The 25535-nt window shown below is 76.4% G+C and carries 20 protein-coding genes; 5 read left to right on the top strand and 15 right to left on the bottom strand.

Annotated features, from left to right (window positions below; genetic code table 11):
- Positions 1 to 3 precede the first annotated feature (3 nt).
- Genes BM165_RS04035 through eno form a run of 4 tightly spaced genes read right to left on the bottom strand, consistent with a single transcriptional unit; the run spans position 4 to position 3369 of the window.
- Positions 4 to 954: a Ppx/GppA phosphatase family protein gene (locus BM165_RS04035; protein ID WP_208976641.1), complete on the bottom strand. Its 951-nt coding sequence runs from the start codon at positions 952 to 954 to the stop codon at positions 4 to 6.
- A complete protein-coding gene (locus tag BM165_RS04030; RefSeq protein ID WP_244274017.1) occupies positions 951 to 1553 on the bottom strand; it encodes a DUF501 domain-containing protein in 603 nt (200 codons plus the stop codon). The genes BM165_RS04035 and BM165_RS04030 overlap by 4 nt, the downstream gene beginning before the upstream one ends.
- Complete coding sequence (locus BM165_RS04025) at positions 1550 to 2083, bottom strand: FtsB family cell division protein (protein ID WP_244274016.1); 534 nt, start codon at positions 2081 to 2083, stop codon at positions 1550 to 1552. The genes BM165_RS04030 and BM165_RS04025 overlap by 4 nt, the downstream gene beginning before the upstream one ends.
- Positions 2084 to 2088: 5 nt before the next feature.
- Positions 2089 to 3369, bottom strand: a complete 1281-nt coding sequence (eno, locus tag BM165_RS04020; protein WP_075012239.1) for a phosphopyruvate hydratase — start codon at positions 3367 to 3369, stop codon at positions 2089 to 2091.
- Positions 3370 to 3528: 159 nt separating this feature from the next.
- Here eno and BM165_RS04015 point away from each other — a divergent pair, with 159 nt between their 5' ends.
- Positions 3529 to 4170 carry a hypothetical protein gene (locus tag BM165_RS04015; RefSeq protein ID WP_075012238.1) on the top strand — a complete coding sequence of 214 codons (642 nt, stop codon included), beginning with the start codon at positions 3529 to 3531 and terminating at the stop codon, positions 4168 to 4170.
- Here BM165_RS04015 and BM165_RS04010 read toward each other — a convergent pair.
- On the bottom strand, positions 4167 to 5081 hold the full coding sequence (locus BM165_RS04010) for a nucleoside triphosphate pyrophosphohydrolase (RefSeq protein ID WP_075012237.1): 915 nt from the start codon (positions 5079 to 5081) through the stop codon (positions 4167 to 4169). The two genes, BM165_RS04015 and BM165_RS04010, sit on opposite strands and share 4 nt — an antisense overlap.
- A gap of 3 nt (positions 5082 to 5084) precedes the next feature.
- A complete protein-coding gene (locus tag BM165_RS04005; RefSeq protein ID WP_177225104.1) occupies positions 5085 to 6065 on the bottom strand; it encodes a SurA N-terminal domain-containing protein in 981 nt (326 codons plus the stop codon).
- A gap of 127 nt (positions 6066 to 6192) precedes the next feature.
- Here BM165_RS04005 and BM165_RS04000 point away from each other — a divergent pair, with 127 nt between their 5' ends.
- Together BM165_RS04000 and BM165_RS03995 are read left to right on the top strand one after the other, a co-directional pair.
- Positions 6193 to 6849, top strand: coding sequence for a 4'-phosphopantetheinyl transferase family protein (locus tag BM165_RS04000; RefSeq protein WP_075012235.1), 657 nt, complete (start codon positions 6193 to 6195; stop codon positions 6847 to 6849).
- Positions 6846 to 9764 (top strand): acetoacetate--CoA ligase, encoded by a 2919-nt coding sequence (locus BM165_RS03995; RefSeq protein ID WP_075012234.1) that lies wholly within the window; start codon positions 6846 to 6848, stop codon positions 9762 to 9764. Before BM165_RS04000 ends, BM165_RS03995 begins: the two co-directional genes overlap by 4 nt.
- A 298-nt stretch (positions 9765 to 10062) precedes the next feature.
- Here the strand turns inward: BM165_RS03995 and mfd are convergent, their stop codons facing one another.
- A complete protein-coding gene (gene mfd, locus BM165_RS03990; protein ID WP_208976640.1) occupies positions 10063 to 13638 on the bottom strand; it encodes a transcription-repair coupling factor in 3576 nt (1191 codons plus the stop codon).
- A gap of 281 nt (positions 13639 to 13919) precedes the next feature.
- Between mfd and BM165_RS03985 the strand changes: the two genes are divergently transcribed.
- Together BM165_RS03985 and BM165_RS03980 are read left to right on the top strand one after the other, a co-directional pair.
- Positions 13920 to 14780: a WecB/TagA/CpsF family glycosyltransferase gene (locus BM165_RS03985; protein WP_083427040.1), complete on the top strand. Its 861-nt coding sequence runs from the start codon at positions 13920 to 13922 to the stop codon at positions 14778 to 14780.
- The gene (locus BM165_RS03980) at positions 14777 to 15991 is read left to right on the top strand and encodes a glycosyltransferase (RefSeq protein ID WP_075012233.1); all 1215 of its coding nucleotides are present in this window, start codon (positions 14777 to 14779) and stop codon (positions 15989 to 15991) included. Before BM165_RS03985 ends, BM165_RS03980 begins: the two co-directional genes overlap by 4 nt.
- Positions 15992 to 16013: 22 nt before the next feature.
- On the opposite strand, the gene BM165_RS03975 is transcribed toward BM165_RS03980, so the two are convergent.
- From BM165_RS03975 to BM165_RS03940, 8 genes are all read right to left on the bottom strand, one after another.
- A complete protein-coding gene (locus tag BM165_RS03975) occupies positions 16014 to 16841 on the bottom strand; it encodes a GumC domain-containing protein (protein ID WP_075012232.1) in 828 nt (275 codons plus the stop codon).
- 3 nt (positions 16842 to 16844) lie between these two features.
- Entirely contained in the window at positions 16845 to 18131 is a 1287-nt protein-coding gene (locus tag BM165_RS03970; protein ID WP_143108016.1) for an O-antigen ligase family protein, read from the bottom strand.
- Positions 18132 to 18250: 119 nt separating this feature from the next.
- Positions 18251 to 19243 (bottom strand): glycosyltransferase family 2 protein, encoded by a 993-nt coding sequence (locus BM165_RS25970; protein WP_177225103.1) that lies wholly within the window; start codon positions 19241 to 19243, stop codon positions 18251 to 18253.
- A 95-nt stretch (positions 19244 to 19338) separates the two neighbouring features.
- Positions 19339 to 20262, bottom strand: a complete 924-nt coding sequence (locus BM165_RS03960) for a glycosyltransferase (RefSeq protein WP_075012229.1) — start codon at positions 20260 to 20262, stop codon at positions 19339 to 19341.
- Positions 20259 to 21521: a hypothetical protein gene (locus BM165_RS03955; protein ID WP_083427038.1), complete on the bottom strand. Its 1263-nt coding sequence runs from the start codon at positions 21519 to 21521 to the stop codon at positions 20259 to 20261. The genes BM165_RS03960 and BM165_RS03955 overlap by 4 nt, the downstream gene beginning before the upstream one ends.
- Positions 21522 to 21645: 124 nt before the next feature.
- Entirely contained in the window at positions 21646 to 22851 is a 1206-nt protein-coding gene (locus BM165_RS03950) for a rhamnosyltransferase WsaF family glycosyltransferase (protein WP_075012228.1), read from the bottom strand.
- A gap of 44 nt (positions 22852 to 22895) precedes the next feature.
- A complete protein-coding gene (locus tag BM165_RS24125; RefSeq protein WP_208976639.1) occupies positions 22896 to 23960 on the bottom strand; it encodes a glycosyltransferase family 2 protein in 1065 nt (354 codons plus the stop codon).
- A gap of 86 nt (positions 23961 to 24046) precedes the next feature.
- Entirely contained in the window at positions 24047 to 25528 is a 1482-nt protein-coding gene (locus BM165_RS03940) for an oligosaccharide flippase family protein (RefSeq protein ID WP_075012227.1), read from the bottom strand.
- Positions 25529 to 25535 lie beyond the last annotated feature (7 nt).

Raw genomic sequence — 25535 nt, 5'->3', positions numbered from 1 at the left:
CCGTCATCCGCGCGCGAGCCGGATCGCGATGCCGTCGAGGATGTCGTGCTCGCTGACGACCACCTCGTCGAGCGCGAACGCGTCCATCACCACCCGCAGCACCAGCGCGCCGGCGCCGATGACGTCGACCCGCCCCGGGTGCATCACCGCCTCGACCGCGCGGCGCTGCCGGGTGGCGGTGAGCAGCCCCGCGGTGACCGACCGGACGGCGCCCACCGGGATCCGCGAGCCGTGGATGGCCTCGGCGTCGTAGGCCGGCAGCCGCAGCGCCAGCGCCGCCACGGTGGTCACCGAGCCGGCCAGGCCCACCAGCGTCGCCGTCTCCCCCACCGGCACCGCCTCGGCCACCTCGGCCAGCGCGGCCCGGATGTCGGCCTCGCTGCTGCCGATCTCGTCGGGGGTCGGCGGGTCGCCGTGCAGGTGCCGCTCGGTGAGCCGCACACACCCGATGTCGACCGAGCGGGCGGCGCGCACGCCGCCGGAGTCGCCGAGCACGAACTCCGTCGACCCGCCGCCGATGTCGACGACCAGGTACGGCGGGCGCGGAGGCGGGCCCCCGTGCGCGGCGGCCGCGGCGTCGAGGGAGGCGGTGGCGCCGAGGAAGGACAGCCGCGCCTCCTCGTCGCCGGGGACGACGTCGGGCCGCTGGCCCAGGGTGTCGAGGACCATCGACTCGAAGTCGGCGCGGTTGGCCGCGTCGCGGGTGGCGCTGGTGGCCACCATCCGCACCGCCGTCGCGCCGAGGTCGCGGGCCTGGGCGGCGTACTCGGCGAGCACGACGCGGGTGCGCTCGATCGCCTCGGGGGCGAGCCGGCCGGTGGCGTCGACGCCCTGGCCGAGGCGGACCACCTCCATGCGGCGCAGCAGGTCGGTGTGCGCGCCCTCCGGCGGGACGTCGGCGACCAGCAGGCGGATGGAGTTGGTGCCGCAGTCGACGGCGGCCACGCGGGTCACGGACGTCCCTCCGGCTGAGGTGTCTCCGGCTGTGCGCAGGGGCCGTGCGCCCACCACTCCCCCATCTCGGCCACCGCGCGGTCGCCGACCGGGTTGACGCCGGGGCCGGCGGCCAGCGCGTGCCCGGCGAGGGCGTGCAGGCACTTGACCCGGTCGGGCATGCCGCCGGCGGTGCTGCGGGTGGGCAGCTCGCCGAGGGCGTCCCGCTCGGCGAGGTAGGCCTCGTGCGCGGCGCGGTAGGCGGCGGCCAGGCCGGCGTCGGTGCCGAGGTCGGCCTGCCACTCGCGCATCCGGCCGGCCGACTCCAGCCGGCTGGCGGCCGCCGACGCCCGCGGGCAGGTCAGGTAGTACAGCGTCGGGAACGGCGTGCCGTCCTCCAGCCGCGGCGAGGTCTGCACCACGTCGGGCTGGCCGCACGGGCAGCGGTGCGCCACCGCCCGCACCGCCCGCGGGTCGCGGCCCAGCTGGCGGGCGACGACGTCACGCTCCTCCGGCGTGACCGGCTCGCGGACCGGCCGTCCCGGTGAGGAACCGGAACGGCCCTGCTGCAGGGGCTCGTCCCGAGCCTGCGAGCGGTGAGGGGCAGGTAGGTCCTTCACCCGTCGGCCTCGGCGACCGAGCCCAGCAGCTCCTCGTACCAGGGCCGTGGCGTGGTGTCCGGCGCCTCGGGCAGGGTGCCGGCGTCGCCCTCGGCCACCTCGCCGTCGACCACGACGACGAGCCGGTCCCCGGGCAGCACGTAGGCCAGCCGCTCGCGGGCCTGGCGGGCGGTCCAGTCCGGGTCGGACTGGCGCGCCAGCTCCGCCTCGAGGTCGGCGATGCGCTGGTCGTAGGCGGTGCTCCCGGCGGCCAGTCGGGCGAGCTCGGCCCGGCCCTCCAGCCACTGCCGCACCGGCCCGGCCAGGGTCAGCGCCAAGAGCAGCAGCAGCCCGACCAGCAGCACCACGCGCCCGGTGACCAGGGGCCGCCGGGCGGCCGTGGCACGGGGTGCCGGCCGCGCCGCGCGCCGGTTGGGCCGCGGGGCGGGACGGCTGCCCGCGCCCGAGCGCGTCCCGGCCGGGACCGGCCGGGACGCGGCGTGCGACAGCGGCCGGCCGGTGGAACGTCGCCGGCCGGTACCCGCGCTCACCTGCGTCAGCGGGCCCGCAGGCGCGGGAAGGCGGCCGCACCGGCGTAGCGCGCGGCGTCGTCGAGCTCCTCCTCGAGGCGCAGGAGCTGGTTGTACTTGGCGACCCGCTCGCTGCGCGCCGGGGCGCCGGTCTTGATCTGCCCGCAGTCGGTGGCGACGGCGAGGTCGGCGATCGTGGTGTCCTCGGTCTCGCCCGAGCGGTGGCTCATCATGCAGCGGTAGCCGTTGCGGTGGGCCAGCCCGACGGCGTCGAGGGTCTCGGTGAGCGTGCCGATCTGGTTGACCTTGACCAGCAGGGCGTTGGCGGCCCCGCGCTCGATGCCGTCGGCCAGCCGGGTGGGGTTGGTGACGAACAGGTCGTCGCCGACGATCTGCACGCGGTCACCGAGGGCAGCGGTCATCGCGACCCAGCCGTCCCAGTCCTCCTCCGAGAGCGGGTCCTCGATGGAGACGATCGGGTAGGCGTCGACCAGCTCGCGGTAGTAGTCGACGAGGTACTCCGCCGAGCGGGTCTGCCCCTCGAAGTCGTAGCCGCCGTCGCCGTGGAACTCGGTGGCGGCGACGTCGAGCGCGAAGCCGATGTCGGTGCCCAGGGTGTAGCCGGCCTTCTCGACCGCCTCGGCGATGAGGTCCAGCGCCGCCCGGTTGGTGGGCAGGTCGGGGGCGAAGCCGCCCTCGTCGCCCAGGCCGGTGGACAGGCCGCGGCCCTTCAGCACCGACTTCAGGGCGTGGTAGGTCTCGGTGCCGACGGCCAGCGCCTCGGCGAAGGTGGCCGCCCCGATCGGGGCGATCATGAACTCCTGGACGTCGACGTTGCTGTCGGCGTGGGCGCCGCCGTTGAGGATGTTCATCATCGGCACGGGCAGCAGGTGCGCCGACGGGCCGCCGACGTAGCGGAACAGCGGCAGGCCCGTGGAGTCGGCGGCGGCGCGGGCCACGGCGAGGCTGACGCCGAGGATGGCGTTGGCGCCCAGGCGCGACTTGTCCGGCGTGCCGTCGAGGTCGATGAGCCGCTGGTCGACCAGGCGCTGCTCGGTGGCCTCGTAGCCGACGAGCTCCGGGCCGATGACGTCGAGGACGCCGTCGACGGCCCGGGTGACGCCCTTGCCGCCGTAGCGCTCGCCGCCGTCACGGAGCTCCACCGCCTCGAAGGCGCCGGTGGAGGCGCCGCTCGGCACCGCCGCCCGGGCGATCGTCCCGTCGTCGAGGGCGACCTCGACCTCCACGGTGGGGTTTCCGCGCGAGTCCAGGATCTCCCGCGCGCCTACGGCATCGATGCTCGGCACGGGGAGCAGCCTAGCGAGGGACGGCGCACACCCGTCCGCGGCGCGTGGCCGCCGGTCTCCTGTCACGGAGCGGTCACGGAACGGCGTCGGCGGAACCGATCCGGCGCTATTCTCGGACACGTCGGACGCCTCCCCACGTCCGCACGGTCGGAGGACCCGATGACCGAGCGCCAGCAGGAACGGCACCCCGCGGACGCGGACGCCGGGACCGGTCCGTCCATCCTCGGGTTCGCGCCGGACACGGCCGAGGACGACGTCGCGGACGTGGAGCCGGTCCCGGACGGGACCGAGGTCGCCGGCGTGGCGCTCCACCCCGGCGGGCTGGTCCACGTGCGGCGCCCCGACGTGGTCGGCGGGGTGCTCCTGCTGCTCGCGGGCGTGGCCGACACGGCGAGCGCGTGGCTGCCGTGGGACCGGGACGGGGGGACCACCGGCCTGGACCTGGTGGTGCGCTCCATCGGGTCCGCCCGGGAAGGGGCCGCCGAGCTCGGGCGCACCGGTCTGTGGCAGCCGGCGACCGTGGCGGCCGGCGGCGCCGTGCTCGTCGTCCTCGCGCTCCTGCTGCTGCGTCCCGCGCGGAGCCACCGGGTGTCCGGGGTGCTGGCGCTCGGCGTCGCGCTGGCCGTGGCCGCCGCGGTGGCCGGCCGGCTGGTGGACGCCGGCTGGGACGTCCGCTCGCTCGGACCCGGGGTCTGGTGCGCCGTCGCGGTGGCCGGGCTCGGCGTGCTGGGCGCGCTGAAGGCCATGCTCACGTCGCCGCGGGTCACCACTGCGCCGGCCGGGCCGGTCCCCGTCGGCTAGTCGCGGCCCCGTTCCGCGCGGCGGTGCGCCTCGGCGTCGAGCTCGCCGGCGTAGCGCCGGACCGCCTCGCGCAGGGCGTCCTCGGCGTCCCAGCCGCGCTGCTCGGCCGCGGACACGACGGCGAGCAGCCGCTCCCCGAGCTCCTCCGGCGACGCCGACGCGAGCTCGGCCGGCTCCGGCGTGGGGAGCCCCGCGCGACCGGCCCGCCGCACCAGCGCGGCGCCCCACGAGGCGGCCGGCTGCGAGCGCGAGACGCCCTCTGTGGGCGAGCGCCGCTGCTTCTCCGCCTTCTTGATCTCCTCCCAGCCCGCCTCGACGCCGGCCACGTCGCGCGGGCCCGCGTCGCCGAACACGTGCGGGTGCCGGCGGACGAGCTTGTCCACGAGGTCGCCGGCCACGTCGTCGACGTCGAAGCGCCGGCCGGGGTCCGCCTCGGCCGCCACCCGGGCGTGGAAGACGACCTGCAGCAGCACGTCGCCGAGCTCCTCGCGCATCGCCGCGGGGTCGTCGTCGACGATCGCGTCGTAGGCCTCGTGCGCCTCCTCGAGCAGGTAGCCGCGCAGCGAGGAGTGCGTCTGCTCGGCGTCCCACGGGCAGCCGCCGGGCGAGCGCAGCCGGTCCATCACCGCGACGACGTCGAGCAGCCGGGCGCCGGGCGGCTCGGGGGCGCCGTCGACCACCTCGGCCCCCGGCACGGACTCCCCCGGCCCGGCCAGGAGGGCGACGTCGGCGTCGAGCGCGGCCGCGTCAGCGACGTCGGCGACCTCGTGCCCCGCGGCGCGCAGCAGCTCCGCGGTGGCCGCGGCCCCGGGCAGCGCGGCGAGGCGGCGGCCGGTCAGCGCCGCCCAGCCGGCCGGGCCGAGCAGGCCGGGCAGCCGCGGGCTGACGGTGACGACGACGGCGCGTGGCACGCCTCAGCCCCCGGTCGTGGCGGCGGCGTCGTCGTCCAGCAGGTCGACGACGCCGCCGTCGGCCTCCTGCACCACGTCGTCCTCCAGCGAGCCGTACCGCGGGTTGACGGTGAGCCGGAGGTCGCCGCGGAACTCGTCGACGACGCCCGCGCCGGCCTCCTCCACCCCCTGCCCGGCCTCGCTCTCCAGCTGCGGCCGGACCTCCTCGAACGGCGGCGTGACCCGCTCGGCGACGAATACGACGACCACGCCCACCACCTGGGGCACCGTCAGCGTGAAGCCGGTCCCGGCCGGCGCCGCGGCGATGCCCTCGGCGAGGGGGCCGCTGACCTCGCCGGCCGCGGTCTCCTCCAGCTGCGGCAGCGAGTTCTGCCCCGGGAAGCGCGCCGCGACGGCGGGGTAGGACGCCGGGTCGGCGGTGAGGGCGGCGAGTTCGGCGTCGGCGGTGGCCTGGTCGGGGACGACGAAGTAGCCCAGCCGGAGCCGCTCGAGCTGGCCGCGGACCTCCTCGTAGCGGGCGCGCAGCGCCGCCTCGTCGACGGGCGGGACCTCCCCGGTGGCCGCGCCGAGCTCCCGGCGCAGCAGCTGCTGACGGGCGCTCTCCCGGACGTCCTCGCGCGAGTAGCCCTCCCCGGCGGCCTGCGCGTACAGCGCCTCGGCGTCCTGGCCGGCCAGCGCCTGCTCGACGTACGCGGCGACCTCGCGGTCGGTGACCTCGACGCCGTACTCCCGGGCGGCGGCGGCGTACACCTCCTCGCGCACGAGGAGGGTGAGCACCTGGCGGGTGTAGGCGCTCCCGGGCCCGCCGACGGCCTCGGCGACCGCCGGGTCGGCGAGCCGGTCGTCGACGGCGGACCGGAGCTCGGCCACCGTGATCTGTTCCTCGCCGACGTAGGCGGCGACGTTCGGCGAGGTGCGGCAGCCCGCCGCGGTCAGCGCGACGAGGCCAGCGGCCAGCGATGCGGTCAGGCGACGCGTCTGCACCAGCGGAGCGTGCCACACCGGGGTCGGAGCCCCGGGCAGGCGCAGACCTCGCCCGGGCGGGTGCCGCCGGCTCCGGCTCCCCCCGACGAGGGATCCGCGCGCGTGCCCGCCCTGCCAGCATCCGCGCATGCCGCTGCCCGCCCCGCCCTCCCCGCGGGCCGACGTCGCCCTGACGCTGGTCGACCTGGCCGCCGACGACGACGAGGTGGCCCGCGCCGAGTCCGTGCTGAGCCCGGCCGAGCTCGCCCGGGCGCGACGCGGCACCCCCGCCGTCCACCGGCGCCGCGTGCTGCTGCGCGCCGCCCTGCGCACCGTCCTCGCCGCCGAGCTGGGCACCGGCCCGGCCGAGGTGCCGCTCACCGCGGGGGCGCTGGGACGGCCGCAGCTGCCGGCGGGCACCGGCCTGGACGCCGGCTGCTCGGCCGCCGGCGCGCTGGGCCTGGTCGCCGTGGGCCGCGGCTGCCGGCTCGGCGTCGACGTCGAGCCGGTGGCGCCCTGGACGGCCGCGGTGCTCGACGAGGGCTGGCTGGCCCCGGTCGAGCAGCAGCAGCTCGCCACCCTGCCGGCACGGGACCGCGCCCTGGCGGCGACGCGCGCCTGGACCCGCAAGGAGGCCGTGCTCAAGGGCCGCGGCGCCGGCGTGCGGGGTGGGCTCGCCGCCACCGTCACCGGGGTCGGGCACGCCCCGGTCACGGTGGACGGCTGGTCGGTCCGGGACGTGCCCGTGCCCGACGGATGGGTGGCCAGCCTCGCCACCGCCCCCGACGAGGAGACCCCGCGATGACGCTCGCTCCCGCCCGCACCCAGCTCGCGCTGTTCCGGGCCCGCTGCGAGGAGGTGACCGGCCTCGCGCTGGACGCACCCGGCGCCCTCCACGCCTTCTCGGTGGCGCAGCCGGAGCTGTTCTGGCGCACGCTGCTGGACTGGACGCAGCTGCCCTGGTCCGGATCGGCCGACGTCGTGCGGACCAGCGGGGACGTCGAGACCGCGCGCTTCTTCCCCGACGTCCGGCTCAACTACGCCGAGGCGCTGCTGCGGCCGCTGCCCGGCGTCCCCGACGACGCCCGGGCGGTGACCGCCGTGCACGCCGGCCGCCCGGCCGAGACGCTCACCCGCGGCCGGCTGCGCGCGGAGGTCGCCGGGACCGCCGCCGCGCTGGCCGGCGCCGGGCTGGTGGCCGGTGACCGCGTGGTGCTCGTCGCGCCGCACACCGCGGGCACGATCGTGGTGGCCCTCGCCGCCGCGGCGCTGGGGGCCCCGGTGTCCACCGCGGCGCCGGACATGGGGGCCGCGGCCCTCCTCGGGCGCTTCGAGCAGGTCGAGCCGGCGTTCCTGGTGCTCGACCGCGCCGCCATGGGCACGGGGACGGCGGAGGCACTGGTCGCCGGCCTGCCCACCGCGCGCCGGCTCGTCGTCCTCGACGACCTGCCGCTGCCCGGCGGCCCGCTGCCGGCCGACCGGCTGGCCGACCTCGTCGCCGGCGCCGGACCGGCACCGGAGTGGGAGCGGCGGCCCTTCGACCACCCGCTGTTCGTCATGTTCTCCTCGGGCACCACCGGCCCGCCCAAGGCGATGGTCCACGGCGCGGGCGGCACGCTCCTCGAGCACGTCAAGGAGCACCGCCTGCACGGCGACCTCACGCCCGCCGACACGCTGTACTTCCACACCACCACCGCCTGGATGATGTGGAACTGGCAGCTGTCGGCGCTGGCGGTCGGCGCGCACGTGGTCACCTACGACGGCCCGGTCAGCGGTCCGGGGACGCTGTGGGAGCTGGTCGCCGCGCACGGGGTCACCGTCTTCGGCACCAGCCCGGCATACCTGCAGCTGTGCCAGGACGCCGGCTACCGCCCGGCCGCGGAGGTCGACCTGTCCCGCGTGCGCGCGGTGCTCTCGACCGGTGCGGTGCTGCACGACTGGCAGTTCGACTGGGTGGCCGAGCACGTCGGCCCGGTCCCGCTGCAGTCGATCTCCGGCGGCACCGACGTCATCGGCTGCTTCGTCCTGGGCACCCCGGACGCGCCGGTGCGCCGGGGCCGCAGCCAGGCTCGCAGCCTCGGGCTCGACGTGGCCGCCGTCGACGAGGACGGCGCGGAGGTCGTCGGCGCCGTCGGCGAGCTGGTCTGCCGCAACCCCTTCCCCTCCCGCCCGGTGGGCTTCCTGCGCGACCCCGACGGCGCCCGCTTCCACGCCTCCTACTTCGCCGCGCACCCGGGCGTGTGGACGCACGGCGACCTCGTCGACGTCGACGCCGACGGGTCCGCCCGCGTGCACGGCCGCTCCGACGGCGTGCTCAACGTCGACGGCGTCCGCATCGGGCCCAGCGAGATCTACACCGTGCTGCGCGGCGTGCCGGAGATCGCCGACGTCATGGCCGTCGAGCAGCGCGACCCCGGCCGCCCCGGCGCGACCCGGATAGTGCTGCTGGTCGTGCTGCGCGAGGGGGCCACGCTGTCCGGCGGCCTGGACCGCACGATCCGCCGCCGGCTGCGCGAGCAGGCCTCGGCCGCGCACGTGCCGGCGCTGGTGGTTGCCGTCCCGGAGCTCCCGACGACGCACAACGGCAAGCGCTCGGAGCGGGCCGCCCGCGACGCGGTGAACGGCGACCCGGTGGCCAACGCCGGCGCGCTGCGGTCCCCCGGCTGCCTGGAGGCCGTCCGGGCCGCCGTGGCCGCCGCGACGGCCGGTGGCGCTGCCGCGGCTCCCGACGGCGACCCGCTGCTGCAGGCGGTCACCGCGCTGTGGACCGAGGTGCTCGGGACCGGCGCCGTCGGGCCCGACGACGACTTCGCCGACCTCGGCGGCACCTCCCGGCAGGTGCTGAGCCTGCTGCGGCGGGTCCGGCTCGACCTCGGCGCCGACGTGCCGCTGGAGGTGTTCGCCGACCGGCCGACGCCGCGCGGCCTGGCCCGGGCGGTCGCGGCGGGATCGGCCGGGGACGGTGGCGTGCCGGTGCTCCGCGGGGGCGCCGGGCGCCCGGTCGTGCTGGTGGCCGACGCCTGGGGACAGCTCAACCTCTACGCCGGGCTGGTGCGCCGACTCGCGACCGGGCGGCCGGTCCTCGGCCTGCAGCCCGCACTCACCGGCCCGGACGGGACGCACTCGACCATCGAGGAGGTGGCGCAGCGGGCGGTGAGCCGGCTGCGCGCGGTGCAGCCCGAGGGGCCCTACAGCCTGGCCGGCTACTCCTTCGGCGGCCTGGTCGCGACCGCGATGACGGCGGCGCTGGAGGCCGAGGGCGAGACCGTCGCCTGGCTGGGGCTGCTCGACGTCCGCCCGCCGCGCGCCTCGCTCGGCCGGCGGGAGCTCACCGCCCAGCGCTGGTGGGCCCGGCTGCGGACCCTGCGCTCCGGCGGCCCGGCCGCCGCGGTGCGCCGCCGGCTCCGTCCGTCCGCCGCCGTCCCGGAGAGGTCACCGGCCGCCGTCGCGGACCCGGAGCTGGCCTTCTTCACCCGGTCGGAGGCCGTGGGCGAGGCGTTCCGGCCGGCGCAGGTCGCCGCGCCGGTGACCTTCTTCCTGGCCGAGGGGTCGCGACCCACCGTCCGCGGGACGCTGTCGGCGTGGCGGCGCGTCGCCCGCCGGCTCGCGGTCGTGGTCGTCCCCGGGCACCACGGCGACCTCGACGACGACCGGGTCGGCCTGCTCAGCGAGCAGCACGTCGGCACTCTCGCCGCCCGCTTCTCGGTGGCGCTGCGATGACACCGTCGGCCTACCGGCCGACACCACGGCCACGTGCCGTCCCCCGGCTGCGCTGAGCCCCACCCGCCACTCCTCGCGGAGGCCTCCGGCCCCCACTCGTCGCGGCGACACCACGGCCACGTGCCGTCCCCCGGCTGCGCTGAGCCCCACCCGCCACTCCTCGCGGAGGCCTCCGGCCCCCACTCGTCGCGGCGACACCGCGGCCACGTGCGGTCCCCCGGCTGCGCTGAGCCCCACCCGCCACTCCTCGCGGAGGCCTCCGGCCCCCACTCGTCGCGGCGACCCGGCCAGCCGGGAGCTAGGCGGCGACCGGCTGCTCGAGCACCGCCTTGAGCAGCGAGTGCAGGTGCTCGAGCAGGGCGACGTCGCGCAGCGGGGTCCGCCGGTCGGGGCCGACCGGCACCTTGAGCGACACCGTCTCGACCGTGGCCTTGTAGCTCGCGCCGTCGGCGAGCCGGGCCAGCCGCATCTGCTGCGACTCGCGCAGCGGCACCGGCGACACCCGGATGGCGCGGCCCTGCAGCGACACCTCGGTGATGCCCAGCTGCCGCACGGCCGCGCGGAAGCGGGCCACCGCGAGCAGGTTGAGCACCGGGGCCGGCGGCGCCCCGTAGCGGTCGGTCAGCTCGTCGAGGACGGCCTGCGCCTGGTCGTCGTCCTGCACGCTCGCGACCTTGCGGTAGGCCTCCATCCGCAGCCGCTCGCCGGGGACGTAGTCGTGCGGCAGGTGGGCGTCGACCGGCAGGTCGACCCGCACCTCGACCGGCTCGGCCGGGACGGCCTCCCCGGTGACCTGGGCGCGGTAGTCGGCCACCGCCTCGCCGACCAGCCGGACGTAGAGGTCGAAGCCGACCCCGGCGATGTGCCCGGACTGCTCCCCGCCGAGCAGGTTGCCCGCGCCGCGGATCTCGAGGTCCTTCATCGCCACGGCCATGCCGGCGCCGAGGTCGGTGTTGTGCGCGATGGTCGTCAGCCGGTCGACCGAGGTCTCGGTCAGCGGCCGCGAGGGGTCGTAGGTGAAGTAGGCGTAGGCCCGCTCCCGCCCACGGCCCACGCGACCGCGGATCTGGTGCAGCTGCGAGAGGCCGAAGGTGTCGGCGCGGTCGACGACCAGGGTGTTGGCGTTGGGGATGTCCAGGCCGGACTCGACGATCGTCGTCGCGACCAGGACGTCGTACTCCTTCTCCCAGAAGCCGACCATGATCCGCTCGAGCTCGTGCTCCTTCATCTGCCCGTGGCCGACGGCGACGCGCGCCTCGGGCACCAGCCGGCGGATCTTCGCGGCGGCCTTGTCGATCGACTGCACGCGGTTGTGGATGACGAACACCTGCCCGTCGCGCAGCAGCTCGCGGCGGATGGCGGCGGCCATCTGCTTGTCGTCCCACGCGCCCACGTAGGTGAGCACCGGGTGCCGCTCCTCCGGGGGCGTGAGGATCGTCGACATCTCGCGGATGCCGGTCAACGACATCTCCAGCGTGCGCGGGATCGGGGTGGCCGACATCGACAGGACGTCGACCGCCGTCCGCATCGTCTTCAGGTACTCCTTGTGCTCGACGCCGAAGCGCTGCTCCTCGTCGACGACGACCAGCCCGAGGTCCTTGAAGCGGGTGGTCGGCTGCAGCAGGCGGTGGGTGCCGACCAGGACGTCGACCTCACCCGCGGCCAGCGCACGCAGCGTCTCGGTGCTCTCGGCGTCGGACTGGAAGCGGGACAGCACCTTCACCGTCACCGGGAACTGGGCGAACCGCTCGGAGAAGGTCTTGTAGTGCTGGTTGGCCAGCAGCGTCGTGGGCACCAGGACGGCGACCTGCTTGCCGTCCTGCACCGCCTTGAACGCCGCGCGCACGGCGATCTCGGTCTTGCCGTAGCCGACGTCGCCGCAGATGACCCGGTCCATCGGCACCGGGTTCTGCATGTCGGCCTTGACCTCGTCGATCGCGGCGAGCTGGTCGGGGGTCTCGGTGAACGGGAAGGCGTCCTCGAGCTCGCGCTGCCACGGGGTGTCCGGGCCGAACGCGTGGCCCTTCGTGGCCATGCGCGCGGAGTACAGCCGGATGAGCTCGGCGGCGATCTGCTTGACCGCCTTGCGCGCCTGGCCCTTGGTCTTCTGCCAGTCGGCGCCACCGAGCTTGGACAGCGCCGGCTGCTCGCCACCGACGTAGCGGGTGAGCTGGTCCAGGGCGTCGGTGGGCACGAACAGCCGGTCCGGCGGCTGGTTCCGCTTGGACGGGGCGTACTCGACGATGAGGTAGTCCCGCTGCCCGCCGTGCACGGTGCGGCTGACCATCTCGACGTACCGGCCGATGCCGTGGTGCTCGTGGACGACGAGGTCGCCGGGCTGCAGCTGCACCAGGTCGACGGCGTTGCGGCGGCGGGCGGGCATCTTCTGCGCGTCGCGCATCGTGGTGCCCCGCTGGCCGGTCAGGTCGTGCTCGGTGAGCAGCGCCAGCCGCACCCCCGGGAAGGTGAACCCGGACTCCAGGCTGCCCTGGGTGATCGAGGTCAGCCCCGCCTCGGGCGCGGACTCGACGCCGGGCACCAGCCGCACGCCGAGCTCGGCGGCACCGAGCTGCTCGGCCGCGCGCTGCGCCGGGCCGGGGCCGGCGAAGGTCAGCACGACCCGCCAGCCCTCGCGGGTCCAGTCGCGCAGCGACCCGACGGCGCGGTCGAGGTCGCCGGCGAACCGCTCGACGGTGCTCGCCTCCAGCGCGGCGGCGCCGTCGTCGAGGTCGCCGAGGGTGAACGCGCCGGTGGTCCACCACGGCAGGCCGCGGCCGCGGGCGGCGGCCTCGACGTCCTCCAGCGCGCGGAACGAGGACGCCCCGAGGTCCAGCGGCGCCTCGCCGGCCATGCCGTCGGAGGAGTCCGCGGCGGTGGCCCAGGAGGCGGCGAGGAACTCCTCGGCGGTGCGCACCAGGTCGGCGGCGCGGCTGCGCACCCGCTCGGGGTCGGCGACCAGCACGTGCGTGCCGGCCGGCAGCAGGTCGGTGAGCAGCTGCATCCGCTCCGCGCTGTCCCCGCCCTCCCCGCCGGAGCCGATGAGCGCCGGTGTCAGCGACTCCATGCCCTCGACGGCGATGCCCTCGGCGAGCTTGCCGAGCACCTCGAGCAGGCCGGGGTGCTCGACCGCCAGCGCGGCGGCGCGGGCACGCACCTCGTCGGTGAGGAGCAGCTCCCGGCACGGCGGGGCCCACAGCCGCTCGGGCCGGTCGTCGAGGGAGCGCTGGTCGGCGGCCGAGAAGTAGCGCAGCTCGTCGACCTCGTCGCCCCAGAACTCGACCCGGACCGGGTGCGGCTCGGTGGGCGGGAAGACGTCGAGCAGGCCGCCGCGGACGGCGAACTCGCCGCGCTTCTCGACCAGCTCCACGCGGGTGTAGGCGGCGTCGGACAGCGCGCGGGCGACGTCGTCGAGCTCGGCGGTGTCGCCGGGGCGCAGCTCCACCGGCACCAGGTCGCCGAGGCCCGGCGCCAGCGGCTGCAGCACGCTGCGCACCGGCGCGACCAGCACGTCGACGGTGCCGTTCTCGCCGGGGTTCGTGAGGTCGCGGAGCACGGCCAGCCGGCGGCCGACGGTGTCCGCGCGCGGCGAGAGCCGCTCGTGCGGCAGCGTCTCCCACGCCGGGAAGGTCTCCACCCGGCGGCCGGGCAGGAAGCAGCGCAGCAGGTCGGCGGCGACGTCGGCGTCGCGCTCGCCGGCGGTGACCAGCAGGACCGGCACCCCGGCGCCCGGCGCCGCCGCGGCCAGCGCCGCGGCGACCAGCGGCTGCACCGGCGGGGGTGCGGGGACGGCGAGCTCGGCCGACCCGGCGGAGGCCACCACGCGCGCCATGCCGGGATCGCTGAGGACGACGTCGAGCACGCCGCGCAGGCTCACGGGGACTTCCTCCAGGGGGACGACGGCCCGCAGCGGTGCCGCCGAGTGCGGCGCAGGCCCCCTCCCAGGCTAACCGCCGGGTGGGGGCCGTGCCGGACGTCCCGGTGCCCCCGGACCGGTGACCCACCGTGAGGTGATCCGCCGCATCCGTGTTGCTCACCGCGGCACGAGCGCGCGCAGACGGCGGGCCCGGTCACCGCTCGTGAGGACACGCGTCAGGGGGAACGGGCCGGGAGGCCGGACCGCCTCCCGCGACCCCGACGTCGACACGATCCGGCCCCATGACCAGCGTCACGGCTCCACCGCCGCGGGACGACCGCATCACCGGCGGGGCGCCGGAGCCGGATCCCGTGCGGCTGTGCACGGTCGGGGGCACCGCCATCGCGGCGCTCACCGAGCCCGCCGTCGCCGGCGAGGTGGTCGCCGGGTGGGCCGCCGGTCGCGGCGGCTGGATCGTGACCGTCAACGTCGACATCCTGCGCGCGGCCGCGCGCGACGCCGGGCTGGCGGAGCTGGTCGCGTCGGCGACGTTCGCCGTCGCCGACGGCATGCCCCTCGTCTGGGCCTCGCGGCTGGCCGGTGACCCGCTGCCCGAGCGGGTCACCGGTGCCTCGCTGGTCGGGACGCTCGCCGCGGCGGCGGCCGCCCACGGCCGCTCCGTCTACCTCCTCGGCGGCGAACCGGGGGTGCCCGAGGCGGCCGCCGAGGCGCTGGTGACCCGCCTCCCCGGCACCACCGTGGCCGGCACCGACTCCCCGCCGTACGGCTTCGACCGCGACCCCGGGCACCTGGCCGCCGTCCTCGACCGGGTCGTGGCCGCGCAGCCCGACCTCGTGCTGGTCGGCCTCGGGTTCCCCAAGCAGGAGCGGCTCATCGCCCGGCTGCGGCCCCGGCTGCCCGAGGCGTGGCTGCTCGGCTGCGGCGCGGGCATCCCGTTCGCCGCCGGACAGTTCAGGCGGGCACCGGTCGTGCTGCAGCGGGTGGGCGGCGAGTGGGTGCACCGGCTGGCCCTCGAGCCCCGCCGGCTGGCCCGGCGCTACCTCGCCCACGACATGCCGTTCGCCCTGGACCTGCTCAGCCGGGCCGCCGCCTACGGGTTCGCCACCCGGCCGGCCGACCCGCGCCGGACGGCCCGGTCGTGAGACGGCGGCGCCCCCGCTCCCGGTCGTCCGCGCCGGCCCCGGACGGGGCGGCCTACGTCTGCTTCGCCGCGCAGGACTGGTGGTACCACAACCGCGCCCACTCCGACTTCCAGCTCATGCGCTCGGTCGCCCGCGACCGGACGGTGCTCGTGGTCAACAGCATCGGCATGCGGATGCCGCGGCCGGGGGTCAGCACGCACGTCACCCGGCGGCTGACCCGCAAGCTCGGCAGCGTCGCGCGGCTGGTGCGCCGTCCCCTGCCCGACCTGCCCGGCTTCCACGTCGTGTCCCCGCTCCCCCTCCCCTTCTACGGCTCACCGCGTGCCCGCCGCGTCGGCGCCCGTGTGGTGCGGGCCCAGGTGCGGGCGACGATGTGGTGGCTCGGCATCCGCGAGCCGGTCGTCGTCGTCACGGTCCCGACGGCGTGGGAGGTCGTCCGGCCGATGCGGCGCCGGTCGCTGGTGTTCAACCGGTCGGACCGGCACTCGGCCTTCCCCGAGGCCGACACCGCCACGATCGAGGCGATGGAGGCCGACCTCCTGCGCTCGGCCGACCACGTCCTGTACGTCAGCCGCTCCCTCATGCGCGAGGAGTCCCCGGCCGCCGGCGCCCGCGGGCACTTCCTCGACCACGGCGTCGACGTCGGGCACTTCCGGCGCCGGCCGCGCGAGGAGTGGCCCGCCGACGTCCGCGACCTCCCGGGGCCCCGCGTGGGCTTCTACGGCGCGCTGGACGACTTCGTCGTCGACTTCGACCTGCTCGAGCGGCTGGCGGCCGAGCTGCCGGAGGTGTCCCTGGTCCTCGTCGGGGACGCCAACCACCCGATGGACCGCTTCGACCGGTACCCCAACGTGCACTGGCTGGGCCGGCGGCCCTACGAGTCGATCCCCGCGTACGGGTCGGCCTTCGACGTGGCCGTGATGCCGTGGCAGGACAACGAGTGGATCACCCACGCCAACCCGATCAAGCTCAAGGAGTACCTCGCCCTGGGCCTGCCCGTGGTGAGCACCGACTTCGCCGAGCTGGCCGGGTACCGCGACCGCGTCCGCGTCGCGTCGACACCGGAGGAGTTCGTCGAGGCGGTCCGCCGGACCCTCGCCGACGACGGCCCGTCGACGCCGGAGCTGCGCCGGGCGTCGGTGCTCGGCTGCTCCTGGGACTCCCGCGCCGCCACGCTCGTCGAGCGCGCCGAGGCCGCCCGCCCGGGCTGAGCCGGGCGGGCGCGGCCCGGACCTACAGGCCCGGACGGGTACCGGCGGCCTCCGGCCGGTGGTCGAGCAGCTCGGACCGCAGGTCGGCGTCGTCGGGGTCGAGCAGGTCCTCGACCGGCCGGGGCCGCTCCGGTGCCCCGGTGCCGGGCAGGGGCCCGGCCGCACCGGCTCCCGCTCCGGGTGTCCCCTCGGCGGGCTCCGCGCCGGCCTCGAGCTCACGCCGCCGAGCGTCCCGGGCCTCGGCGAGGCTGATGGTCACGAACAGGACGACGACGCCCGCCCCCACGACGCCCACCAGGGACCGCACGGTTCCCGAGAGGACGACCGAGGCGGGGGTCGGCTCGGCGACGGGCAGGGCCTCGATGAGCGCGGCGTCGTCCGCGCCGTTCACGGTCTGGGCGTCGTAGAGCTCCTGCACCATGCGCTCGGACACGAGGCGCAGCGTCGCCTCGGCCTCGGCCGCGCTGGTGCCGGTCCCCGCGACGTCGATGATCTGGGCCGAGCTGGGTGACGGCGCGAGCTCGTACGCCGGGTTGGCCCCCTGGGCCGCCAGCGCCTCGCGGACCGTGCCGCTGTTGACGCGGCCGGCCAGCACCTGGCCCACCGTCGCCTCGCTGGTGAAGCGCAGGTAGGGGTTGTCCCGGTTGCCCTGTGCCAGAGAGGGGTTGGCCGCGATCTCCTCGTCGGTGGGTGGCGGCAGGGGGTTCACGAGCACGTACGAGGCCGTGGCCCGGTAGTCGCGCGGCATGAAGGCGAGCAGCGCGACGGCACCGACGAGCGTCGCCCCGAGCACGAGCACGGTGACGATCAGGTGCCGTCGGAGCGAGCTCAGGATGGCGAACAGGTCCACGGGTCAGCTCCCAGCTGGTGGTGAGGAGGATGCGGGCTGCCGGGTCTCGCGGCCGGCGACGAGCCAGCACGCACCCGAGCAGCCGACGACGAGGGCGTGCAGGCCGGCGAACATGGAGAAGGAGAAGCCGTCGAAGGTGGCGACGCACAGGGCCGCCGCGAGGCCGGACCCGGCCAGTGCGGAGGCGAGGGCGCGCAGCAGCGGGTCGCGGGACCGCGCACGGGCCACCAGGGCGGTGACGATCGGCACCAGGAACCAGGCGAGCACGCCCGTCATCCCGAGCAGGCCCATCTCGACCGCGCTCTTGTAGTACTGGTTGTCGAGGATGTCGAGGGCGTTCGCGGGGAGGAAGGTCCCACCTCCGGTGCCGGTCCAGGGGTGCTCGGCGACGAGCCGCTGGACCATGGGGATGTCGCTCAGCCTCGAGGCGACGGAGCTGTCGTCCTCTCCCGCACCGATGAACTCCGCCAGCGTGCGCATGTAGCCGGGGCGGGCGAGGGCGATGACGAACGCCCCGACGGGCAGGAACAGCAGTGCGGTGACCCGCGGGCGGGCGGGCATGGCGACGATGAGGACCACCACGGCAACGAGGACGGCCAGCACCGCCGAGCGCGAGACCGAGGCCGGGATCGCCAGGCCGATCACGACGACCGGGGTCCAGCGCCGGGCGGCCGACCGCGCCGTGTCGTACATGGCCACGGTCACGGCCAGGGGCAGCACCATGCCCGCGACCACGCCCAGCTCGATCGGGTGCAACGTCGTCCCGGTCACCCGCTGGAGGGCGCCGCGCGCCTGGTAGGCGCTGTAGAGGTTGTCGGTGCTGAACCCGGGCGTGTACAGGCGGATGACGCCGCTGAGGTCGAAGGTGAACAGCCACTGCAGGATCGCCACGACGGCGCAGAAGGCCGCACCCAGCACGGTGACGCGGAGGACCGTCAGGACCGAGCCGGCGCTGCGCAGCCCCTCGGCGGCCACCAGGACCACGCCGGCGAAGCCGGCGACCATGAGGATCCAGCGGTCCGCCGCGAGCTGCTGGACGGGCGTGAGCCCGTGGAACGGCGTCAGCGCCCAGCACACGAGGCTGGTCACGGCCAGGTAGGCCAGCGCGCCGCGGGTGGGGTGGCGGACGCGGAGGGGGTCGTGCGCCCCGAGGAGGGAGGAGGTCGCCCAGGCGGCCAACAGGGCGAGCGACACCAGCCCCGCCACGTACCCCTGGCCGCCCACCACGCGGATCACCAGGTCCGACGGGAACACGAAGAGGGTGACCACGTAGAGACCGAGGGCGGCCACGGCCTGGCGGTCGGCCCCGGGTGCCGTCCGCTCCCGGGAGGTGGACGGACCCGCTAGGGACCGCGCCCCGGCCGTGACGGCGCCGCCCGTGGGCCCCCGCCCGGTGTCCGGCCCGGCCGTCACGGGGCACCCCCGGCCGCCGCGGCGGAGGCCGCACCGGGCAGGCGCCGCCGGACCCGGCGGGACACCAGAGCCGCCAGGGCCCGCCGCTGCCCCGGGTCCCGGAGGCGGAGGGAGCAGTGCAGGAGGCCGATCGACCAGGCCGCCGCCGCGGTCGGCGGACCGTGCCACTTGCGTGCGTAGCGGACCCGGTTCACCGCGAGGAGCGCGACGAGGTCCGGCGACGTCCCGGAACCACCTCCGCGGTGCCGCGCGACGGCGTCGGGTGTGTACCGGATCTCCCACCCTGCCGACCGCAACCGCCGGCAGTAGTCGGTCTCCTCCGAGTACAGGAAGAAGCGGGGGTCCCAGGCACCCACGGACTCGACGGCGCTCCGGCTGACCAGCAGCGCGGCCCCGGTGGCCCACTCGACCGCGTGCTCGTGGGCGTAGGCCTCCGGCTCCCGGACCATCTCGGCGGCCCAGGCGGGCCGGCCCGGGAGGACGTCCCCCAGCAGCGCCTCGCCCAGCGTCCGGGACACCCGCGGTTCCCGGCGCAGCGACGGGGACGGCGAGCCGTCGGCGTCGAGCATGCGGGGGACCACCGCGCCGGCACCGCTGCGCTCGGCGCAGTCGACCATCGTCTCGATCGCCCCCGGGTCCAGCACGAGGTCGGGGTTGAGGACCAGCACCCACCGGCTCGCCGGCAGGTGCCGGTAGGCGAGGTTGATGCCGCCGGCGTACCCGAGGTTGCCGGCCGCGCGCACCAGCCGCACGCCGTCACGGTGCGCGACGACGTCCGCGACGTCGTCACGTGAGTCGTTGTCAATGACGGTCACGGTCACCCGGAGGCCGCCCGCCGCCGCCGGGACGGAGTCCAGCAGCCCGCGCAGGTCGGCCGCGCTGCGGTAGGTGACCACCACGACGGCGCAGTCGGTCCCCGCCGGCCGCGGCGCCGTCGTCCCGGCGGCAGCCGTGGGCTCCCCGTGGCCGTTCGCGACGGATACCCGCACGCGCACCGCCTCCCGTCCCGGTGTGCAGCCCTGCCCGCCGGGGGAGTCCCCGACCGGCCCTTCGCCGCGCACCGTACGGAGCAGACCGGGCCGCGTCACCGGTTCCGGCCACGGTTCGGCAGCAGTCCGCGTCCCGGGTCGCGGCGGGCGAACGGCCGCCGGGTGGCCGCACCCCACACCTTGACGCGGTCGAGCTGCTCCCTCCCGAGGACGGCCGACACGGCGGTCTTGGCCGTCGCCCGGCCCGCTTCGCGCACCCCGCGCACCGGGGCGTCCAGCACCCGGTCGCGGAGCACCTCGGTGACCGTCGGCCTCGGGAGGTCGTCGAGCAGCCCGGGGAACAGGTCGCGGTGCGCCCCGGGGTCGGTGCGCCTCCCGCGTACCCGGTTGCTGACGTTGGCGCCGTGCACGACCTGCAGCCAGGCCGGGGCACCGCGGAGCACGACCGCCGGCATGTGGTCGGCCAGCCGGTTGTGCCAGTCCGCCCAGCAGGTCAGCGGCTCGTCCGGGGCCTCGCGCACGGAGCAGAAGGCGTTGCTCTCGTCCACCCGGAGGAACACCTGGTCGTCCCGGCGCACGAGGCCGACGGCGAGGTAGACCGCGACCGGGCCGGCCGTCCTGGTCGACGCCTGCACCCGCGCGACGAAGTCCCGGGCGAGGCCGTCGTCGTTGTCGAGGTTGGTGGTCAGCAGGTCCCGGTCCCCGGGCCGGCCGACCGCGGTGCGCAGGTCGTGGAGCAGGGCCTCGCGCGGCACCTCCTCGCGGAGGACGGGGCGGAAGTGTCCGCGCGCGGCGTGCGCGGAGGCCCACGAGAGGAACCAGGACGGGCTGCCCGGGTCGATGTAGACCAGCCACTCGAAGTCCCGGCAGGACTGGGCCAGGACCGACGGCAGGCAGTACCGCTCGAACAGCGCCACCCGGTCCCTCAGCCAGCCCTCGCGGGCCCGGACGAGGCTCTCGTGTCCCGGCGAGGGCAGGTTGAACCGGGTCAGCAGGACGTGGTCGACGGTGCGGGTCATGCGGGCTCCCCGGTCCCCTCGAGCGGGATGCGGTAGACGTGGTAGGTCGACTCCGTCGTGAAGGTGTCCGTGATCCGGCCGTCGACGACGGGCACGGTGCGGTCCTCGAACAGGACCTCGGCCTCCCCGCCGGCGAGCCCGGCCGGCAGGTCGAGCCGGCGCTCCCCCGGCGGGCCGCTCCCGTCGACCATCGCGAAGAGGTAGGCGTACCCGTCGTGGGCCTTCAGCATCGTGTCGAGCCCGGGGCCGGCGTCGTGTTCGTAGGACTGCGTGTTGAGCACGGGCGCGAGCTCGTGGATCTGCGCGTTGACCTCGCCGGCCGCGGCGACCTGGGCGGCACCGCAGAAGTCCTCCTGCACCTGCGACAGGCGGATGACGTTGCCGCCCTGGCAGGGCCCGCTGAGGCTCTGGTTGAAGTAGACGATGCCGCGGGCCTCGTGGATGAGGCTGCTCATCACCGCTCCGCGGAGCTGGTCGGGCTCGATGTTGCCCAGGAACGGCCCCTCGCCGGGCCCGCCGTTGAGCACCTCGACGAACTGCCAGGTCGCCTGCAGTTCGCCGTCCGCGGCGTCCCGCTGGCGCAGCATCTCCACGACCGTGCCGTAGCTCGACGCGGTCCGGCAGGTCTCCTGCTCGACGGGGAGGAGGTAGACCGCCCGGTAGGGGTCCCAGTCGCAGAAGGGGATCGTGTACCAGTACATGTCCACCGACACGACGTCCGTGTAGTCGTTGATCAACGCCTCGGCGTCGTCGTCGGTCATGTCGCGGCTGACGACCGTCTGGGTGAAGTTGGCGTAGGCCGGGCGGTCCGCCGGTGCCGACTCCCGCAGCTGCGCCAGCCGGTCGCGCGCCTCGTCCGGCGGGAACCGGCCGTCCACCTCGTCGTCGAGGAAGGTGCCCACCCAGTTGCGGGAGTCCTCGGTGAACGTCTCGTTGAGGGCTCCGCCGATCCAGTAGACGTCGTTGTCGGCGAACAGCGAGTACGGCGTCGACGGGTCCATCCCGATGTAGGTGTTGAAGCCCAGTGACCGGTCGTACCGGACCTCCTCGTCGCTGCTGATGCCGTTGAACCAGGAGACGACCGGGAAGAAGGCGGGGTCGGTCCAGCCCGCGTCAGCCGTCGCCGGGAACCGCGCCCAGTACTCCGGGCCGCCCTCCCACGGCACCCGCGGCAGGTCGAGGAGGGCGGTGTCCGGCCCCGCGCCGTCCGGCCCGCCGTCGCGGTCGGCGACCAGGAGGGTGACGACGAGGACCGCCACCGCGAGGGCCGCGACGCCGGCCAGGAGCGCCCTCCGCCGCCGCGCGGGACGGCCTCCCGCACCGGGCGCAGCGGGATCCGGTGGGACGTCGTGGTCCGGCGGCCCCACGGGGGCGGGCCGGGCCTCAGGCGACCGGGACACAGCTGCGCTCGATGGTGTCGACGACGGCGCGCTCGGCCGGGCGCCAGCTGGTGTCCGCGACGCTCGCGGCGATCAGCCCGGCGGGCCGGCCGGCCGCCCCGTCGACGGCCCGGGTCAGCGCTGCCGCGACCGCGGCGGGGGTCGGGCGGGCCCACTCGACGAAGGGGCTGTCCAGGTCCGCTCGCGGCCCGGGGCCGTCGTTGACGACCGGGACCACCCCGGCGGCGAGCAGCTCGAAGGCGACGAGGGAGACGTTGGTGAAGGACAGCGCCAGTCCCGCCGCGCACCGGTTGTAGAGCTCGTTGAGGCGAGCGGGCGGGACGGCGGCGTGGACGCGGGCCGGGAACGGCAGGTGGCGGGCCTGCACCCCGAAGGTGTTGACCACGACGTCGGGCCGCGCCCGGGTGAACAGCTCGAGCGCGGCGACGCCGAGTTCGTACCCGCGGCGCGGGACGCCCGGGCGGGCGTAGAAGACGACCTCGTCCCTGGGCCCGGACCCGGTGACGCGGTAGGTCCCGTGGTCGCAGCCGAAGGGCAGCACGGTCGAGTCGAGGCCGAACCGGTCCCGCAGCTCCCCGGCCACCATGTGTCCGACGGCGAGCACCTGGAAGCCGAAGGAGTAGGTCTCCTCCGCGAGCGCCGCGGCCGAGCCCCGGGCGTAGAAGTACGGCTCGAAGTCCTGGACGAGGTAGAACCGCGCCCCGGCCGCGCGGTCGTGCCGCGCCAGCACGTGCGCCGTGGTCCACGCGGTGGCCACGTGGGCGTCGAGGTCGGGGAGGCCGTCGGCGACGCTGCGCACCTCGGCGCGCATCCCGGGCCACCAGGTGCGGATCACCCGCTCGTGGTCGGCGAGCGCGCCGCCGTGCGGGTCGTAGAGGAAGAGCAGGCAGCGGTGCCCGGCGGCCTCCATGGCCTGCACCATCCGGAAGGCGGTGGTGTGGCCGCCCGAGCCCGCCGCCGGAGGCGTGATGACCCACCCGACCTCCAGCGGCCCGCCCTCGGCACGGGCGCGTCGGGGCGGGACGCGCGTCGACGAGGCGTCCACGACGTCGTCGGCGGCGAGACCGGTCTGCTCGCCGGCCGATCCGAACCGCCGCGCGGCGGCCCGGACCAGGCGGTCGGCCACCCCGGTGCGGCCCTCGACCCGCGCGACGCGGACGGCCTTGCGGATGTCGTTCCTGAGGCGCACTGATCCTCCAGTGGTTCCCGGGACCCGGTCCCGGCGGTCGGTGCTCACAGTCCGGTGCGCTGCCAGGCGCGGGCGCGCAGGCGACGGTCGACGAGGGTCAGGACCGCCGGGGCCACCAGGCGGGGCACGTACCTCGCCCGCCGCGCACCCGCCCGGCGCGAGGCCCGCAGGCGCGCGGCCTCCGGGAGGTCGTCGACGTCGTCGACCATGGCGTGGGCGAAGTCCAGCAGCGGGCGGGTGCTGGCGTCGTCGGCCCAGCCGCGGACGTAGCCCTGGCAGGCGCCCAGGAGCGCCTCGCGGGCCAGCGCCCGCCGCGCGAGTCCGTGGAGCCGCTGCGACTCCACCGGGTCACCCCGCCCGTCGCCGAACAGCGTGGCGAAGGCGAGGGCCCGCTCGTGCAGGTCGGTCAGCCCGTCGACCTCACGGGCCGACAGGCTGGCCTCGTGCTCGCGGTGCCACGCCTGGTCGGGCCCGTCCAGTCTGGCGACGTCCGCGGCCCGGGCCAGGCGCAGCCACATCTCCATGTCGTGGGCGTGGGCGAGGTCCCGCTGGCCCCCGACGTCGCGGACCACCGACGTCCGCATCAGGACCTCCGGCGAGGTGATGCAGTTGACCCCGCGCCGGCAGCGGTGCTCCAGCCAGCTGGCACCCGACCAGACGACCCAGGAGCGCACGTCCGTCCGGGCCGGGGGGAGGACGGGACCCGAGAAGTGCACCGGCCGCCCGTAGACCATCCCCACGGACGGGAAGCGCTCGGCCAGGGCCACGGCCCGGGCCAGGGACCCCGGGGTGAGGGCGTCGTCCGCGTCGAGGCGCACCAGGTAGTCACCGGTCACCCGGGCCAGCCCGTCGTTGAACGTCGCGACCGGCCCCTGGTTGGTCGAGTGGGCGAGCACCGTCACGCGGTCGTCGTCGGCGGCCAGGGCCCGGGCCACGGCGAGGGAGTCGTCGGTCGACGCGTCGTCGACGACGACGACGTCCACGCGGACGCCGGTCTGCGCCAGCGCGCTGCGCACCGCCACGGGCAGGTAGCCGGCGTAGTCGAAGCACGGGACGACCACCGTGACCCGGGGCGCGGGGGCGGTCGGGTCGATCGGGGCCGGCGCCACGCGGGCGAGGACGCGGACCGCGCCGGCTCCCCGGGACGGGCGGTCCGCCGACCGCAGGACGCCCGTGCCCGCCGTCGCCGTGCCCCTCACGACGACGCCACCGGGAGACGGTCGGGCGCAGTGCCCGGCACCGCGGCCGCAGCCGCGGCGGGCGCGAGCAGCCGCCGGACCCAGGGGACGACGAGAGCCGCGTACGCGGCCACCCCGACCATCCCGCCGAGGAGGACGGCGCCGAGCGGGTGGTCGGCCTGGCGCGACACGAGGAGGACCGGTACCGCCATGCCGGCGGAGGCCAGCGCCGGGCGCCACAGGCTGCCCAGGACCGCGCCGGCCCGCGCCCCGGCCCGGTGGGAGGCCACGAGGTAGGCCGGCAGGACCAGCGCCGCGGCCACGACGACGTGCGCCCAGCCGGCGCCGGCCAGGCCCGCAGAGGTGGTGCCGAGGACCATCGCCGGGACGAGCGCGACGATCCAGACGACCTGGACGGTGAGGACGGCCCGGGCGGCGCCCCGGGCGGTGAGGAAGGTGGCCAGGACGTCGGTGACCACGCGCAGGCCGCCGAAGACGCCGAGGGCCGCGAGTGCGGCGGCCGCGGCCGCCCACCGCTCGCCGTAGACCACCGTCACGACCGGCAGGGCGAGGACGGCGAGCAGGGTGCCCGCCGGGAACGCCACGGCGGCGGCGAGCCCCACGGCCCGGGCGACGGACTCGCTGGCGTCGCCGTCCTGCCGCCGGGCGAAGGCCGCGAGGGTGACCGGGCGGATGGCCTGGCCGATGGCGGACATCGGCCAGGACGAGACGTTGAAGGCCAGCACGTAGAAGCCGAGGACGACCGGCCCCGCGAGCCGCGCGACGACCACGGTGTCCACGTTGAGCAGCGCCCAGGACAGCGTGTTGGCGAGCGCGATCGGCACGCCGAAGCGCATCGCGCTGCGGGCGACGACGCGGTCCCAGCCCAGCCGCGGCCGTGTGCGGGCCAGGACGAACTGCAGAACCACGACGACGACCTGGGCGGCCAGCCGGGCCCAGGCCAGGGCCATCGGCCCGGAGCCGAGGAGGACCAGGCAGATGGAGAGACCGGTGCTGACGACGAAGCCGCAGCCGTCGACCAGGAAGAGCTTCCGCTGCTCGAAGCCGCGCTGGAGCTTCGCGTAGGGCACGACGCCGGCTCCGCTGAGCACGAGGGTGAACGCCAGGACGGCGATCACCGGGGCCGCCTCGGCGCTGCCGAGCGCGGTGGCCAGCGGGACCGCGGAGACGACCATCAGGACCGTGAGCGTCGAGCCGGCCAGCAGGGCGATCGTGGCCACGGTCGGCGCCCGCTGCTCCGGTCGCTCCGCGCGGACGAGGTCGGCGCTGAGCCCGAGGTCGGCGAGGGTCACCAGGACCGCCTGGGCGGTCAGGGCGATCGCGTAGACGCCGAAGTCCTCGGGCGCGAGCAGGCGGGCCAGGACGATCCCGGTGAGCAGGCTCCCGATGCGCAGCGCCACGCTGTTGAGCCCGCTCCAGGCCAGTCCCCGCCTGACCTGTCCGGCAAGCCCGGCGTCGCCTGCGGGCCCGGCCGGCACGGAGGCC

Origin of the sequence: Geodermatophilus obscurus, assembly GCF_900115395.1 — a bacterium.
Lineage (GTDB): Bacteria > Actinomycetota > Actinomycetes > Mycobacteriales > Geodermatophilaceae > Geodermatophilus > Geodermatophilus obscurus_B.
The sequence above is the reverse complement of the archived record's forward strand: the minus strand, read 5'-3'. Positions and strand labels throughout refer to the sequence as shown.

Excerpts from the sequence above, each read along its gene's own strand:
- BM165_RS03960 (WP_075012229.1), bottom strand. The coding sequence starts at position 20,262 with ATGACCCGCACCGTCGACCACGTCCTGCTGACCCGGTTCAACCTGCCC.
- BM165_RS03985 (WP_083427040.1), top strand. The coding sequence starts at position 13,920 with ATGACCAGCGTCACGGCTCCACCGCCGCGGGACGACCGCATCACCGGC.
- BM165_RS04015 (WP_075012238.1), top strand. The coding sequence starts at position 3,529 with ATGACCGAGCGCCAGCAGGAACGGCACCCCGCGGACGCGGACGCCGGG.
- BM165_RS04000 (WP_075012235.1), top strand. The coding sequence starts at position 6,193 with ATGCCGCTGCCCGCCCCGCCCTCCCCGCGGGCCGACGTCGCCCTGACG.
- BM165_RS03995 (WP_075012234.1), top strand. The coding sequence starts at position 6,846 with ATGACGCTCGCTCCCGCCCGCACCCAGCTCGCGCTGTTCCGGGCCCGC.